Below are 14,190 nucleotides of genomic sequence, written 5' to 3'. Positions count from 1 at the left end.
ACCTAGTACTGCACTCCGACGCGGACGCCGATGGTGCGCGGACGCGTGACGCTCACCCGGGCCCGGTCAAAGATGAAATTGCCGGACAGGGCCGCATTCTCGTTCGTGAGATTGTTCACGTAGAGCTCGACATTCCACTGGTCCGACCGCACGCCGGTGCGGACACCCAGCGTGGTGTAGCCGTCCAGATCCATCGAGTTGATCTCGATGATGTCGGTGCGGCTGTCGCCGGTATGGACGATCTGGCCCTGGACGTGCGCCGTGTAGTCGTTGAACACCGGCCACTCGTAGCGCGCCCGCAGGTTCGCCTGGAATTCCGGCGCGAAGGCGAGCTCGGAGCCCAGCACGACGTCGTCGGTCGGCGTGAGCACCTCGGTGATCTCGGTGTCGAGGATCGAGAAGGCACCGGCAACGGTCAGGCCCGGCATCTCGATCGGCGCGTAGGTGACGTCACCCTCGACGCCCCGGATTTCCGCGTTGGCCGCATTGTCCGAGAAGAAGAGATTGGTGATTTCCGGATCGAAGATCGTCGTCTGCAGACCCTCGATCTCGACGAAGAAGGCATTACCGTTGAAGCGGACCTGCTGGTCGAACAGGTCGAGCTTCCAGCCCAGCTCGTAATTCTGCACCTCGTCGGTGTCGATGGCGTAGGGCGTGGTGTAGCCCGGCACGCTGGCCGGCGTGATGCCACCCGGACGGTTCAGCAGACCCGGACGATAGCCTTCCGAATAGGTCGCGTAGAACAGCATGGTGTCGTTCGGCGTCCAGTTACCGGTCACCTTGAAGATCGTGCCTTCGCTGGCGGCGACTTCCGGCGCGCCGGCCGGGCCGTTCGGACCGAACTGGCGGGAGATATTGGTGCCGAAGCCCTGGGCGTCGATCGGATTGCCGCTGCCGTCCGTCGCCGGATACAGGATATCGTAGACAGAGTTGGCGCTGCCTTCGAGATCGACTTCAACGTCGTAGGCGCGCGCGCCGAGTACGATCTCGAACACGTCCGGCACGAGGTCGTAGCTGAACTCGCCGAAGAAGCCGAGCTGCTCGTCGGTGCGCAACACGTCATTACGGAAAATGGTCGGCGCCAGGATCGGACCCGGGTCCGAGAAGTAGCCCTGGCTCTCATTGCCCACCTGCCCCGGCGTGGCATCGCCATTGGTCAGCGGATACTGGTCAATCCCCAGCGCGTTGATGCCGACGGAACCGTCCGCATTCACCCGGTCCATGGAGCCGAGATAATTGTAGTCGTTCCGCTCGGCGAGCTCCGTCTTCGAGTAGAAGACGCCCGCGGTAACGCGCCAGCGGTTCTCTTCCGGCGTATTGAAGCGGAACTCATGGCTCTCGACCGTGGTCTCGGTGTGCGAGGTCACATTCGCGGTCGGGGCATGACAGGTGCCATAGGGGTCCAGACCGCCGCCCGGATAGCTCACCGAGCTGTCGCAAGTGTAGACCGGGAAGTACTGACCCACGAACATGTAGTCCGTGTAGTCGATCACCTGATCCGTCTCGCGGTCGGTATAGGCACCGGTATAGACGGTTTCCAGGGCGCCGACGCGGCCCTCGATCGTCCAGGCCACATTGGTGAACTCGTCTTCCAGATCGTCCGGCTGGTAGCGCTGGATCTCCCAGTCATCCAGTTCGGGGTCCTGGAAGAAGACGCCTTCGCTCTCCAGCGTCTGCTGCATCACCGAGACGGTGGCGCGCCAGTCGATATTGAACTCGTAGCGGCCGCTGACGCGGAAGCCGGAATAGGTCGTATCGTTGAAATCGTCCTCGACCAGCGCGCTGTTGTCGGCATTGATGAAGGTGACATTCGACAGGTCGTCATTGGCCTGGAAGCCTTCACGGCGCGGCGCGACCGGCAGGCCGTTGTCGCGCACGGTGCCGGCGGAGCGGTAGCGCGCCGACTCGGCCGTCGAGCGCGTGCCGTGGACATTGTCGATGAAGCCGCCGCGATCGTCGACAAAGGCGACGCCGCGCAGGGCGAAATTGTCACCGACCGGGATGTTGACCACGGCCTGGACGCTCTGGCTGCGCTCACCGCTTTCGGTGAAGGAGACGTCGAAATTGGCGTAGGCGGAGTATTCGCCCAGCACCGGCTTGTTGGTGATCAGGCGCACCGTACCGGCCTGCGAGCTGGCACCGTAGAGCGTGCCCTGCGGTCCCGGCAGGACCTCGACGCGTTCCAGGTCGACGGCGTAGACGTCCAGATTGCGGCCCGGCTGTGCCAGCGGCTGTTCGTCCAGATAGAAGGCGACGTTCGGCGCCAGACCGGCCACACCGGCGACGGTCAGGTTCGGCGTCGTCGATGCGAGACCGCGGATATAGATCGTGTTCTGGCCGGGACCGCCACCGCCGGCGGTCACGCCGGGCATTTGCTGGAGATAATCGGTGAAGATGGTGACGCCCAGTTCCTCGAGCGTTTCGCCATCCATCGCGTTGACGGCAACGGGGATGTCCTGGGTGGAGCTTTCGCGCTTGGTCGCAGTCACCGTGATGACGTCGACCTGGGCGTGGGCGGTACCGGCGATAGACAGCGCGGCGGCGGACAGGATCGTGGTTGTGAGTGCTCGTTGCTTCAGCATAACGCGGTGGAAGCCCCCTGAATTTCGTTAATAAGTGGATTGAGGGCGGTTTAGAGCCTTGCCTGCCGATTGACCATACTTGCTTCGAGTTGAAATCATTTCCAACCCGGATACGTTGCAATGACGACCGCCACCGAGCCGCCGGTTCTTCTTGTTTTTGCGATACTTTTGAAGAACCGTTACATAGAAGCGACAGTCCGGATGCAATTCATCATACCGGGACCTCCATTGCAGACGGCGGCCACATGATACGCATTCAAAGCATATCTCGCTTGCCCCGGGCTTTAGCTGTTGGATTGCCCGCAAAGCGGCGATACATCGATCGGACAGGACGCGAACGGTTGAACGAATGAGCGATCACGACGAAATTCTCATTGCCCTGCGGCGCATCACCCGCGCCATCGACCTGCAGTCGAAACGCCTGGTGAAGGCGACAGGCCTCACCGCACCGCAACTCGTGGTGATCGACACATTGCGCAAGGGCGGTGAGATGTCGCCCAGTGCCATCGCACGGGCCGTATCGCTCAGCCAGGCCACGATCACCTCCATCCTCGACCGGCTGACCCAGGCCGGCCTGGTCGAGCGGGTCAAGAGCGACAGGGACAAACGCGTTGTCCTGGCTCAACTGACGGACAAAGGCCGCGAGGCCAGCGACAATTCGCCCGAATTGCTCCAGGCCGGTTTCCTGCGGTCCTTCCGCACCCTTCAGCCGTGGGAACAGAACATGCTGATCGCTTCGCTCCAGCGCATCGCGGAACTGATGGACGCCGAGGACCTGGACGCCTCGCCCTTCCTCGACACCGGCGAGATCGGCCGATGAGCAACGCTCTCCCCAATGGCGCTCAGACAGGGGGCGCTCAGACGGGGGGTGCTCTGGACGGCATCCGCGTCGTCGAACTGGCCCGCATCCTGGCCGGCCCCTGGATCGGCCAGACGCTTGCCGATCTGGGCGCCGACGTGATCAAGGTGGAAAGCCCCGCCGGCGACGATACCCGCACCTGGGGCCCGCCCTGGATCGACCATGCCTCCGGCCGGGCGGCCGCCTATTACCACTCGTGCAATCGCGGCAAGCGGTCGGTGATCGCCGATTTCCGCAACGCCGACGACCTGGCGATGGTGAAGGCGCTGATCGGCACGGCAGACGTCGTGGTGGAAAATTTCAAGGTGGGCGGACTGGCCAGGTTCGGGCTCGATTATGACAGCCTGAAAGCCGAGCATCCGCGCCTCGTCTACTGTTCGGTGACCGGTTTCGGCCAGACCGGCCCCTACGCCCATCGTGCCGGCTATGACCTGGCGATCCAGGCGATGAGCGGGGTCATGGACCTGACCGGCGAGCCGGACCGGCCGCCCCAGCGTCTCGGCGTCGCCTTTGCCGACATCTTCACCGGCCTTTACGGCACGATCGCCATCGAGGCCGCCCTGCTGCAGCGTGAGCGAACGGGCCAGGGCCAGCATATCGATATGGGCCTGCTGGACTCGATGATCGGCGTGCTGGGTAATCAGGCGATGAATTATCTGGCCACCGGCAAATCGCCCAAGCGGATCGGCAATGCCCACCCCTCTATCGTGCCCTATCAGGAATTTCCCTGCTCGGACGGGCATATCATCATCGCCTGCGGCAATGACGGCCAGTTCGAACGCCTCGCCGGCCTGCTCGGCCTCGGCGAGGACGCGCTCGCGGAAAACCGCACCAATGCCCAGCGCGTCGACAATCGCGAACAGCTGACGACGCACATCGCCAACATCATGCAGCACAATTCACGCAGCTACTGGCTCGACGCACTGGAGCAGGCCGGCATTCCGGCCGGGCCGATCAGCACCGTTGCCGAAGCCCTGGACGATCCGCAGGTCGCCCATCGCGGCATCCTCATAGAACGCGACGGCATTCCCGGCATCCGCAGCCCGATCCACATGTCCGGCGCCCCGGTGGGCGAGACCGGCCGCTCACCCGGCCATGGCGAACACACCCGGGATATCCGCCGCGAACTCGGTCTCGACGGGGACGGATAGCGCCACTCCCCTGTCCTCGCCCTTGATGGGCGCTGAGGCGCCCAAGAACAGTCCGGGGGACTGTTCGACGCGACGAAGGACCGCTGCGTCAGCAGCGGTGGAGTGGGTGACTTTGGGCAGACCGGAAACGCTGCGCGTTTCACCCCTTCCGTCCGGCTGCGCCGGACACCTTCCCCGTCAAGGGGAAGGACGAACCCAGGCATGAATCGCACAACACGTAGCCGCAGCGATCAGAGACCGTCGATCCAGTCCTTCACCTCGCGTTCGGCCTCTTCCTTGTCCTTGCCGTAGCGTTCGCGGATCTTGCCGGCCAGCTTGTCCGCATCGCCTTCGACAACCGCGATGTCGTCATCGGTCAGCTTGCCCCACTGGCGCTTGGCGTCGCCGGTGAACTGTTCCCATTTGCCCTTCAATTGCGTGGCATTCATCGAACCTCTCCTTTTGCAACGTCACCAAGGCAACGTCCGCCAGCGGAAGACGTTCCGGGGCAGCAGGTTCCGCCAGACAAAAAAGGAGCGGGCCCGGGGAGTTTTGGGGCCCGCTCCTTTGCGTCCAGGGACGCCTGACCTAGTTGAAGGTTTCGCCCTTGGCCGCCTTGTCTTCGAGGAGTTTGCAGATGTCCGGCTCGGCGCCCGACGCGGCAGCATGCGCCTTCAGGCCGGCGACGACCTTGTCCAGCCCGATCGTGTCGGCCCAGAACATCGGCCCGCCGGTATAGGCCGGCCAGCCATAGCCATTGATCCACACCGTATCGATGTCGGAGGCGCGCTGGGCCATGCCTTCCTCGAGAATTTTCGCGCCCTCATTGATCATCGGGAAGAGCAGGCGCTCGCGGATTTCGTCCTGCGAAAAGACACGCTGCTCCAGACCGGATTTCGCCGCGAATTCGTCGATGATCGCCTCGACCTCCTTGGACGGAGACGGCCGGCGGTTCTCGTCGTAATCGTAAAAGCCCTTGCCGGTTTTCTGGCCGCGGCGGTCGCGCTCGCACAGCACGTCGCGGATGGTCTCGCTCTTCGAATTCGCCTTGTCCCAGCCCAGATCGAGACCGGCCAGGTCCGACATCTGGAACGGGCCCATCGGCATGCCGAAATCGGTCAGCGCCTTGTCGACATCCCAGGGCTTGGCGCCCTGCAGCAGCATGGCCTGGGCGGCCCGCTGGCGCGGCGACAGCATGCGGTTGCCGATAAAGCCGAAGCACACGCCGGACACGACGGCCACCTTGCCGATCTTCTTGGCCAGATCCATCGCCGTCTTGAGCACGGCCGGTTCTGTCTTCGCCGCACGGACAATCTCCAGCAGTCGCATGACATTGGCCGGCGAGAAGAAGTGCAGGCCCAGCACCGAACCGGGACGCTTGGTCTCGGCCGCCATCTCGTCGACATTGAGATAGGAAGTGTTCGACGCCAGGATGGCGCCGGGCTTGACGATGCCGTCGAGCTTGCGGAACACGTCCTTCTTCACATCCATATTCTCGAACACGGCCTCGATCACCAGATCGCAGTCGGCCAGATCATTCATGTCGAGCGTAGGCGTGAGCAGACCCATTGCCCGTTCGACCTGGTCGGCGGTGAAACGGCCCTTGGCGGCCGAGCGCTCGTAATTCTTGCGGATGATCGAGACGCCGCGATCCAGCGCCTCCTGCTCGCGCTCCAGAATGGTGACGGCATAGCCGGCGGTGAGGAAATTCATCGCGATCCCGCCACCCATCGTGCCGGCACCGAGAATGCCGACTTTCTTGACCGGCAGCACCGGCGTGTCGGCCGGAATATCGTCGATCTTGGCAGCCGCCCGTTCGGCGAAGAAGACATGCCGCAGCGCTTTCGACTGCGTGCCGGTCACCAGCTTGCCGAACAGTTCACGCTCCTTCTTCACGCCTTCCTCGTAAGGCAGGTCGATCGCGGCCTTCACGGCTTCGATACAGGCCTCCGGCGCCTCGAACCCTTTCAGGCGGCGCATCTGGGTCTTGCGGAATTCGTCGAAGAAATCGCTGTCCGACGGGATCTCGCCGATCTTGTCGGTCCGCTTCGAGGAGACCGGGTGGTCCGCCTTGCCGATCACACTGCGGGCAAAGGCGATACCTGACTCCGCCAGACCGTCTTCGGCCACCAGCTTGTCGACAAGGCCGATCTTCTCGGCCTGGGCGGCCGGGATCGGATTGCCGGTGACGATCATGGGCAGGGCGTCTGCCACGCCGACCACGCGCGGCAGTCTTTGGGTACCGCCGGCGCCGGGGAGGATGCCAAGCTTGACCTCGGGCAGTCCGAGCCTGGCAGAGGCGACGGCGATCCGGTAGTGACACCCCAGCGCGACTTCCAGCCCCCCGCCCAGCGCGGTGCCGTGAATGGCCGCGACGACAGGCTTCGAGCTCGCTTCGATGGCGTCGATGACTTCGGGCAGGGACGGGCCGACCGGCGGCTTGCCGAACTCGGTGATGTCGGCACCGGCAAAGAAGGTCCGCCCCTCGCAGCAGATCACGACCGCCTGGATGGCGTCGTCGCCGGCGGCCTCGGCCATGGCCTCCGCCAGACCGGCGCGCACGGCCTGGCCCAGCGCGTTGACCGGCGGATTGTTGGAGGTCACGACCAGGACCTCGCCTTCCCTGCGTGTGGTGATCACGGACATTGCCGTCTCCTGTTTTATGGGCCGTTCCGGCGCCCGGGCTCCGGCGGCTTTTTCGTGTTCTGTGGTGAAGCGGCGCGCCAGATCAGGCACATACCCTTCATTCGATATCTCTGACAGTCGCACTGAGACTACCAGCATCCAGCTTAAGCCTTGTGCCCTATCTCGATCAACACTATCGTTCAAGCAACAAACACAATCGCAAACCGAAAACAGGATTGCCGGGGATGGAAAAGCAAACCGGGGCGTCCGACGCGGCGCCGGCATACCAATTGCCCGAAGGCTGGCCCGCCGCATCGCTGGATGCGATCGAGCAGGCATTGTGCGCACCAGGTGCGCGCTTCGAGATGGAGACGGTCGAGATCCGGGGTGTCCCCACACGCGTGTGGAAGAACGCCCTGCCGTCCCTGCCCGATCTCGCGCGCCACGCCCGCGCCACGCATCCGGACCGGCTCTTCACCATCTATGAGGACGAGCGCGTCACCTATGACGCCTGGTTCCGCGCCACCGCCACCCTCGCCGCAGAGCTGGCGCGGAGCGGTGTGAAACCCGGCGACCGGGTCGCCCTGTCGATGCGCAATCTGCCGGAATGGCCGGTCGCCTTTTTCGCCATCACCAGCCTCGGCGCGATCGCCGTACCGCTGAATGCCTGGTGGACCGGCGCCGAGCTGACCTACGGCCTGTCCGACAGCGGCGCCCGCGCGCTGATCTGCGACGCGGAACGCTGGGAACGGATCGCGCCGTCGGCGGACACGCTGCCCGACCTCGACACCGTCCTGGTCAGCCGCACGAAGACGCCGCTCGCCGCCCCCGCCCGCCGGCTGGAGGATATGATCGGCGCACCGTCCGACTATGGCACTTTAGGTGACACGGACCTTCCCTCTATGGGGCTCGAACCGGACACTTACGCGACCATTTTCTACACCAGCGGCACCACCGGGCACCCGAAGGGCGCGCTGGGCACCCATCGCAACATTCTCACCAATATTTTCTCCTCAGCCTATTCCGGTGCCCGCACCTTTGCCCGCCGCGGCGAAGTTCCGCCGGACCCGGTCCCCAAGACGATGCTGACGGTGATCCCGCTGTTTCACGTCACCGCCTGCAATGCCGCCCTGATGGGCGCGATATTTGCCGGCAACACCATGGTTTTCATGCGCAAATGGGATCCGGTCGACGCCTTCCGCATCATCGAGCGCGAGAAGGTCAATGTCACCGGCGGCGTTCCGACCATTGCCTGGCAGCTCATCGAACACCCCGACCGCGAGAAGTATGACCTCTCCTCGCTGGAATCGATCGCCTATGGCGGCGCCCCCTCCGCGCCTGACCTCGTGCGCAAGATCCGCTCGGTGTTCGGTGCGCTGCCGGGCAATGGCTGGGGCATGACCGAGACCTCGGCCACCGTCACACACCACGCCTCGGAAGACTATCTCAACCGGCCAGACAGCTGCGGCACGCCGGTCGCCGTGTCCGACATCAAGATCATGAGCCCGGACGGCACGCACGAACTGCCCGTTGGCGAGGTCGGCGAGCTGTGGGCCCGCGGCCCGCAAATCGTCGCCGGCTACTGGAACAATCCGGAGGCCACCGCCGAGACCTTCATCGACGGCTGGGTGCGCACCGGCGATCTCGCCCGCATCGACGAGGAAGGCTTCTGCTACATCGTCGACCGCGCCAAGGACATCATCATCCGCGGCGGCGAGAACATCTATTCCAGCGAGGTGGAGAACGTCCTCTACGACCACCCGGCCGTCACCGATGCCGCCCTCGTCGGCATCCCCCATCGCACACTGGGCGAGGAACCCGCCGCCGTGGTCCACCTCGCCCCGGGGATGAGTGCGACCGAGGCCGAACTGCAGGACTGGGTGCGCCAGCACCTGGCTGCCTTCAAGGCGCCGGTGCGCATCCTCTTCACCCGCGAGACCCTGCCGCGCAATGCCAATGGCAAGATCATCAAGAGCGAACTGAAACCCATGTTCGACAAGGAAGCGGCCGAAGCCGTCTAGGGGAGACCTGCATGCTGCTTACGACACTCGTCCTGGCCGGCGCCGCCAGCCTGGCCCAGCCCGCCGGCTATACGCCGCCCGACTATGACGCCGCGGAAAACTGGCTCTGCCGCCCCGGCCGCGAGGATGCCTGTACGATCGATCTGGACACCACGATCGTCCATGCCGATGGCACAACGGAGATCGAGACCTATGAAGCCGCGGACGATCCGGCTGTCGACTGTTTCTACGTCTATCCGACCGTGTCGAACGATCCCGGCGGCAACAGCGACCTCGTCGCCAATGACGAGGAGAACCGGGTCATTGCCGCCCAGTTTGCGCGTTTCGGTTCGGTGTGCCGCACCTTCGCGCCGATGTACCGCCAGATCACGCTGACCGCATTGCGCCAGATGATGGCGGGCAATACCGAAACCGGCGCTGACGGCGCGCTGGCCTATATGGATGTCCGCTCCGCCTTTGCGCATTACCTGGAGCACGACAATAACGGCCGGCCCTTTGTGCTGATCGGCCATTCCCAGGGCGCGCGGATGCTGGAGACCCTCGTGGCCAACGAAGTCGACGGTCAACCGGTGCAGGCGCAGATGCTGTCGGCCATGCTGATCGGCTTCAATATCACAACACCCGTGGACGCCACTCTGGGCGGGTCTTTCGACGCTATCCCGCCCTGCACGTCACCGGACGAGACCGGCTGCTTCATCGGGTATGTCACCTTCCGCGCCGACGCGCCGCCGCCGGAGGGCTCGCGCTTCGGCAAGACGAGCGATCCCGCGCTGGAAGTCGCCTGCACCAATACGGCCGACCTGGCGGGCAATTCCGACACCCCGCTGGGCGCCTATCTCGCAACCGGCGGCGCCTTCACCTCGTCGGCCGAAGCCGGACCCTGGATTGAGGACGGTCCCGAGATCGAGACAGATTACGTCCGCGTGCCCGGCCTTCTGACCGGCCAATGCGTGAACAGCGAGGCCGGCCACTATTTCGCCGTTACGGTTCATGGCGATCCGGACGACCCGCGGACCGACGATATTGTCGGTGACGTCATGACGCCGGACGGCACCATCCTCGCCGACTGGGGCCTGCATCTTCTCGATGTCGGCATTGCCCAGGCCGATCTCATCGATCTGGTGGAACGCCAGGCAGCCGCTCACGGCCACTAGGAGCTCCCTCTTGTGCAAAAGGCGGGCTCGCGGGCCCGCCTTTCTTTTTGCCCGGCTGAAAGCCTTGGTCAGACGAAGATCGCGACGCTCTGCATACCCGTCACGACCGGCTGGCGGTCGGCATTCCACATCTGCATCACCTGGCTGGACGAACCGTCGCGCACGAGATCGGCAGTCGAGCGCGACAGCCACCAGCCATCCCGCGTCATGGGCTCTGCTGTGAGGACATTCAGCATCCAGGTCATCGAGCTGATCGGCCCGGGTTTCTGGAACAGCGCCATGGCTGCTGGCGGCAGGGCATCGCCGATCGCCATCATCTCGACCATCGGGTGCAGGCCGTCGCGCGCCTTCAGACGCACCCAGCGCATGAAGTCCGGCGTGTGCCTTTCCTCAATCGGCAGGGCGTGGCGGTATTCCAGATTGCTGGTGAAGAATTTCGGATCCGGGTTCGCCATGGCGGGCGCAGCGTCTTCCGGAGCCGGCGCATCGGGTCGTGCCGCATCGGCATAGTCGATCGCCGACTCTAGCGCCGTCATGAAGACAAAGAGCGCCTTCAGGCCCAGCTTGCCCTCGCCGAAGACATTCGCCTCGATATAGGCCGCCGTACGGCCGCGGCGCAGAAGGCGGGTCTCCACCGTCACCTCACCGGCCAGCGGGCCGACAAAGGCGATCTGCGCCGTGCGCAAGGGTGGCAGGTCCGGTTGGGACCGGATTGCGGCCTCCAGGGCCAGCGCGGCGGACAGGCCGCCATAGGCCGTGCGGCCCTGCATCCAGGTATCGGGAACACGCGCCGTCAGGGTGTTCTCCCCCGTTTCGGCGGCAGCAAGAATATCGACCAGACTCACGCGCTCGGTATCTCCGCAGCTATGGCTTCCGCCTTTTCAAACAGGGCCGGATCGATCTTCAGGCCCGAGGCCGCCGCATTGGCCGCCAGCTGTTCGGGCCGGCTGACGCCGACAATAGCCGAGGCAACATTGGGTTCGCGCAGCACCCAGGCAAGGGCGAATTGCGCCATGGAGACACCGGCCTCCTCGGCCAGCGGCTTCATCCGGTGCACCGCCTCGATCACTTCGGGCCGGTTCCAGTGCCCCATCTGACGGTTCATCTTGTCGCTGGAGGCACGGCTGTCCTGCGGCGGCGTATCGCCCGGCACATACTTGCCCGACAGCACGCCCTGGGCCAGCGGCGACCAGACGATCTGGGAAATCCCGTTTTCAGCACACAGCGGAATGACCGCCTTTTCCGGCCGCCGCCAGAGCAGGGAATATTGTGGTTGGCTGGAGACGAATTTCTCGACACCGGGCAGGTCCAGCGAAGCCTGGATCTGCTTGGGCGACCATTCCGAGAAGCCGACTTTTCCGGCCGCCGCCAGAGCAGGGAATATTGTGGTTGGCTGGAGACGAATTTCTCGACACCGGGCAGGTCCAGCGAAGCCTGGATCTGCTTGGGCGACCATTCCGAGAAGCCGATATAGCGCACCTTGCCGGCTTTCACGGCATCGGTCAGCGCCTCCATCGTTTCTTCCAGAGGCGTGTCCACGTCATAGCGGTGGCACTGGTAGAGATCGACATAATCGGTATTGAGACGCTTCAGGGACGCATCGAGCTGTTTCTCGATCTGGGCGCGGGACAGGCCGTAATCGGTCTCGCTCATCGGCACGAAAACCTTGGTGCCCAGGATATAGCTGTCGCGCGGCCGGTCCTTCAGCGCCTCGCCCAGCAGGCTTTCTGCCGCGCCATAGCCATAGGCATTGGCCGTGTCGATGAAGTTGATCCCCAGATCGAAGGCCTGGTCGAGACTGGCGATGGCCTTCTCGCGCTCGATACCAACACCGAAGGTCAGCCAGGTGCCGAGCGAGATTTCCGAAACGGTCAGATCGCTGTCGCCGAGTTGCCGGTACCGCATGGCCTAAAACCCCTTGATCATGATGGCTGTGGAGCGTGCGCCCGCACGCCGGTCTTCGGATATGGCCTGGTATTCCGGTCCTTCCAAGAAGGCGCGCGCTGCGGCCTCATCATCAAAAGCCATCACAACCACCTTGTCGCCGGACCAGTCGCCCTCGAGCACGACCGGCGCTTCGTCGGCCGCCAGGACGCGGATGCCCTTTTCCATGAAGAGCTTTGTCGCTGCCGTCTGGTAGGTGCGGTAGCGCGCCTCGTCGGTAAACTCGAGCTGAGCGATGACATAGACGGTCATGACAGGCGCGCCTTCATGCCCTCAATCGCCGCACGGCCTTCCTGGCTGAACAGAGGCATGCCCTCTCCTCGGATTTCTGGCTGGTGCGCGGATCAGTCCTGCCCGCGCAGCACAACCGGCACGCTACAGCATACTCATTCTACGGTAAACACAGCAGCTCGTCGAAGCCTCGGGGAGATTGTTTCAATTTCATCTATATATAGACACCCGGTGAGCACCGGATTTTTTGAACGAAACCCGTACCGCTTCTGTTATAGTACGTTCCATGGAGGTGAGGCAGAGAGGTTCCCCACTCGCGTGACGATAGGCGCGAACTCTGCTAAGCGAATGATATGACTGCGACCCCTGATACGCTGGACAGCGCGAAGACGCGCCGCTTCCAGGAGAAACGCGAGCGGATCCTCGACGCCGCCGCGACCCTGATCAACCGGCACGGCGTGCGCGGCATGACCTTTGTCGATGTCGCACAGCTGGTCGACCTCAACACGACCAGCATCACGTACTACTTCAAGCGCAAGGAATTGCTGGCCTCGGCAGTGCTGGAGCGTTCGCTTGAGCGGATCGAGGCCCTGATCGAGGATGCGGCCCGGGGGCGCACGCCGCAGGAGCGGATCGCCCGCTATATCCGCAGCAATTTCGAGCTCCAGGCCGCCATCAATGCCGAGGAGGAGCGCCCGGTCGCGGTGCTCTCCGACATTCGCGCACTCAACGAGCCGTACAATTCCGACCTGACGGCGCGCTATGTCCAGGTCTTCCGCAAGCTGCGCACCTTCTTCGATCCGCCGCGCAATGACGAGGAGAAGGTGCTCGGCACGATCCGCGCCCATGTGCTCGTGCAGAACATGTTCTGGCTGCCGGCCTGGATCTCGCAATACTCGACCGGCGATTATGATCGCGTCTGCAAGCGCATGATCGAGCTGTTCGAGACCGGCTTCGCGCCCAAGGGCTCCAGCTGGGAACCGCGGCTGCTGCAGATCGACGAGTCCTCGCTGAAAGTCGGGATCGAGGGCATGCCGGGCAATTTCGCCCGCGCCGCCACCTTCCTGATCAATGAGCGCGGCTATCGCGGCGCCTCGGTCGAACAGATCGCATCCGAACTGAACGTCACCAAGGGCAGCTTCTATCACCATCTGGAAGCCAAGGACGAACTGGTGCTGGAATGCTTCCGGCGCAGCTATGGCCGTGTCTCGCTGGTCCAGCGCGCCGCCGTTCGCGCCGGCGGCAGCCACTGGGAGCAGCTCGCCTCCTCGATCGCGACCCTCTTGGACATCCAGCTCTATTCGGAATTCCCGCTGGTGCGCACGACCGCCCTGCAGGCCCTGCCGAACGAGCTGCGCAATGACGTCATAGCCCAGTCCAACCGCATGGCGCGGCGCTTTGCCGGCATGATGATCGACGGCATCACCGAGGGCTCGATCAAGCCGATCGATCCGCTGATCGCCAGCCAGGCCGTCATGGGCTCGCTCAACTCGGCCTACGACCTGCGCAACTGGATCCAGCGCGTGCCGCCGGCCCAGGCCTTTGCCTACTACGCCTCGACCATCGCCTACGGGCTGTTCTCCGACCCGCCGAAAGCCTGGCCGCGCTAGCCATCCCGCAAGACACACAAAAAAGGCCCCGGTC

At 64.0% G+C, this 14,190-nt stretch carries 11 protein-coding genes and 1 pseudogene; 5 read left to right on the top strand and 7 right to left on the bottom strand.

All coding sequences use genetic code 11. The features are described from left to right. Positions 1 to 2: 2 nt before the first annotated feature. Positions 3 to 2,582: a TonB-dependent receptor gene (locus JJ918_RS15515; RefSeq protein WP_291889335.1), complete on the bottom strand. Its 2,580-nt coding sequence runs from the start codon at positions 2,580 to 2,582 to the stop codon at positions 3 to 5. A gap of 349 nt (positions 2,583 to 2,931) precedes the next feature. On the opposite strand from JJ918_RS15515, the gene JJ918_RS15510 reads away from it, so the two are divergent. Both JJ918_RS15510 and JJ918_RS15505 read left to right on the top strand, forming a co-directional pair. Beyond that, complete coding sequence (locus JJ918_RS15510; protein WP_291889332.1) at positions 2,932 to 3,402, top strand: MarR family winged helix-turn-helix transcriptional regulator; 471 nt, start codon at positions 2,932 to 2,934, stop codon at positions 3,400 to 3,402. Then, a complete protein-coding gene (locus JJ918_RS15505) occupies positions 3,399 to 4,592 on the top strand; it encodes a CaiB/BaiF CoA-transferase family protein (protein ID WP_291889329.1) in 1,194 nt (397 codons plus the stop codon). Before JJ918_RS15510 ends, JJ918_RS15505 begins: the two co-directional genes overlap by 4 nt. A gap of 230 nt (positions 4,593 to 4,822) precedes the next feature. Here the strand turns inward: JJ918_RS15505 and JJ918_RS15500 are convergent, their stop codons facing one another. Both JJ918_RS15500 and JJ918_RS15495 read right to left on the bottom strand, forming a co-directional pair. Then, entirely contained in the window at positions 4,823 to 5,020 is a 198-nt protein-coding gene (locus JJ918_RS15500; protein WP_291889326.1) for a CsbD family protein, read from the bottom strand. A gap of 139 nt (positions 5,021 to 5,159) precedes the next feature. Next, positions 5,160 to 7,217, bottom strand: coding sequence for a 3-hydroxyacyl-CoA dehydrogenase NAD-binding domain-containing protein (locus tag JJ918_RS15495; protein ID WP_291889322.1), 2,058 nt, complete (start codon positions 7,215 to 7,217; stop codon positions 5,160 to 5,162). A gap of 224 nt (positions 7,218 to 7,441) precedes the next feature. On the opposite strand from JJ918_RS15495, the gene JJ918_RS15490 reads away from it, so the two are divergent. Both JJ918_RS15490 and JJ918_RS15485 read left to right on the top strand, forming a co-directional pair. After that, positions 7,442 to 9,217 (top strand): class I adenylate-forming enzyme family protein, encoded by a 1,776-nt coding sequence (locus tag JJ918_RS15490; RefSeq protein ID WP_291889320.1) that lies wholly within the window; start codon positions 7,442 to 7,444, stop codon positions 9,215 to 9,217. 11 nt (positions 9,218 to 9,228) lie between these two features. Next, positions 9,229 to 10,371, top strand: coding sequence for a DUF3089 domain-containing protein (locus JJ918_RS15485; protein ID WP_291889317.1), 1,143 nt, complete (start codon positions 9,229 to 9,231; stop codon positions 10,369 to 10,371). 68 nt (positions 10,372 to 10,439) lie between these two features. Here JJ918_RS15485 and JJ918_RS15480 read toward each other — a convergent pair whose 3' ends face one another. The 4 genes and pseudogenes from JJ918_RS15480 to JJ918_RS15465 form a co-directional block, all read right to left on the bottom strand. After that, positions 10,440 to 11,216 carry a thioesterase family protein gene (locus JJ918_RS15480; RefSeq protein ID WP_291889315.1) on the bottom strand — a complete coding sequence of 259 codons (777 nt, stop codon included), beginning with the start codon at positions 11,214 to 11,216 and terminating at the stop codon, positions 10,440 to 10,442. Continuing rightward, the gene (locus JJ918_RS15475) at positions 11,213 to 11,827 is read right to left on the bottom strand and encodes an aldo/keto reductase (RefSeq protein ID WP_291889313.1); all 615 of its coding nucleotides are present in this window, start codon (positions 11,825 to 11,827) and stop codon (positions 11,213 to 11,215) included. The genes JJ918_RS15480 and JJ918_RS15475 overlap by 4 nt, the downstream gene beginning before the upstream one ends. Further along, positions 11,728 to 12,276, bottom strand: a pseudogene (locus JJ918_RS15470) (aldo/keto reductase); the annotation flags it as partial. The pseudogene JJ918_RS15470 and the gene JJ918_RS15475, both read right to left, overlap by 100 nt. A gap of 3 nt (positions 12,277 to 12,279) precedes the next feature. Continuing rightward, complete coding sequence (locus tag JJ918_RS15465) at positions 12,280 to 12,567, bottom strand: DUF1330 domain-containing protein (protein WP_291889311.1); 288 nt, start codon at positions 12,565 to 12,567, stop codon at positions 12,280 to 12,282. A 332-nt stretch (positions 12,568 to 12,899) separates the two neighbouring features. Here JJ918_RS15465 and JJ918_RS15460 point away from each other — a divergent pair, with 332 nt between their 5' ends. Further along, a complete protein-coding gene (locus JJ918_RS15460) occupies positions 12,900 to 14,156 on the top strand; it encodes a TetR/AcrR family transcriptional regulator (protein WP_291889308.1) in 1,257 nt (418 codons plus the stop codon). Positions 14,157 to 14,190: the final 34 nt, after the last annotated feature.

It is taken from the genome of Maricaulis sp. (assembly GCF_017642925.1).
Taxonomy (GTDB): Bacteria; Pseudomonadota; Alphaproteobacteria; order Caulobacterales; family Maricaulaceae; genus Maricaulis.
Note: the sequence above shows the minus strand (reverse complement) of the source record. Positions and strands in the feature narration are given on the sequence as shown.

Coding starts and splice junctions, on each gene's coding strand:
- JJ918_RS15495 (WP_291889322.1), bottom strand. CDS start 7,217: ATGTCCGTGATCACCACACGCAGGGAAGGCGAGGTCCTGGTCGTGACC.
- JJ918_RS15475 (WP_291889313.1), bottom strand. CDS start 11,827: ATGGTCGCCCAAGCAGATCCAGGCTTCGCTGGACCTGCCCGGTGTCGA.
- JJ918_RS15485 (WP_291889317.1), top strand. CDS start 9,229: ATGCTGCTTACGACACTCGTCCTGGCCGGCGCCGCCAGCCTGGCCCAG.
- JJ918_RS15510 (WP_291889332.1), top strand. CDS start 2,932: ATGAGCGATCACGACGAAATTCTCATTGCCCTGCGGCGCATCACCCGC.
- JJ918_RS15505 (WP_291889329.1), top strand. CDS start 3,399: ATGAGCAACGCTCTCCCCAATGGCGCTCAGACAGGGGGCGCTCAGACG.
- JJ918_RS15500 (WP_291889326.1), bottom strand. CDS start 5,020: ATGAATGCCACGCAATTGAAGGGCAAATGGGAACAGTTCACCGGCGAC.
- JJ918_RS15460 (WP_291889308.1), top strand. CDS start 12,900: ATGACTGCGACCCCTGATACGCTGGACAGCGCGAAGACGCGCCGCTTC.
- JJ918_RS15465 (WP_291889311.1), bottom strand. CDS start 12,567: ATGACCGTCTATGTCATCGCTCAGCTCGAGTTTACCGACGAGGCGCGC.
- JJ918_RS15490 (WP_291889320.1), top strand. CDS start 7,442: ATGGAAAAGCAAACCGGGGCGTCCGACGCGGCGCCGGCATACCAATTG.
- JJ918_RS15515 (WP_291889335.1), bottom strand. CDS start 2,582: ATGCTGAAGCAACGAGCACTCACAACCACGATCCTGTCCGCCGCCGCG.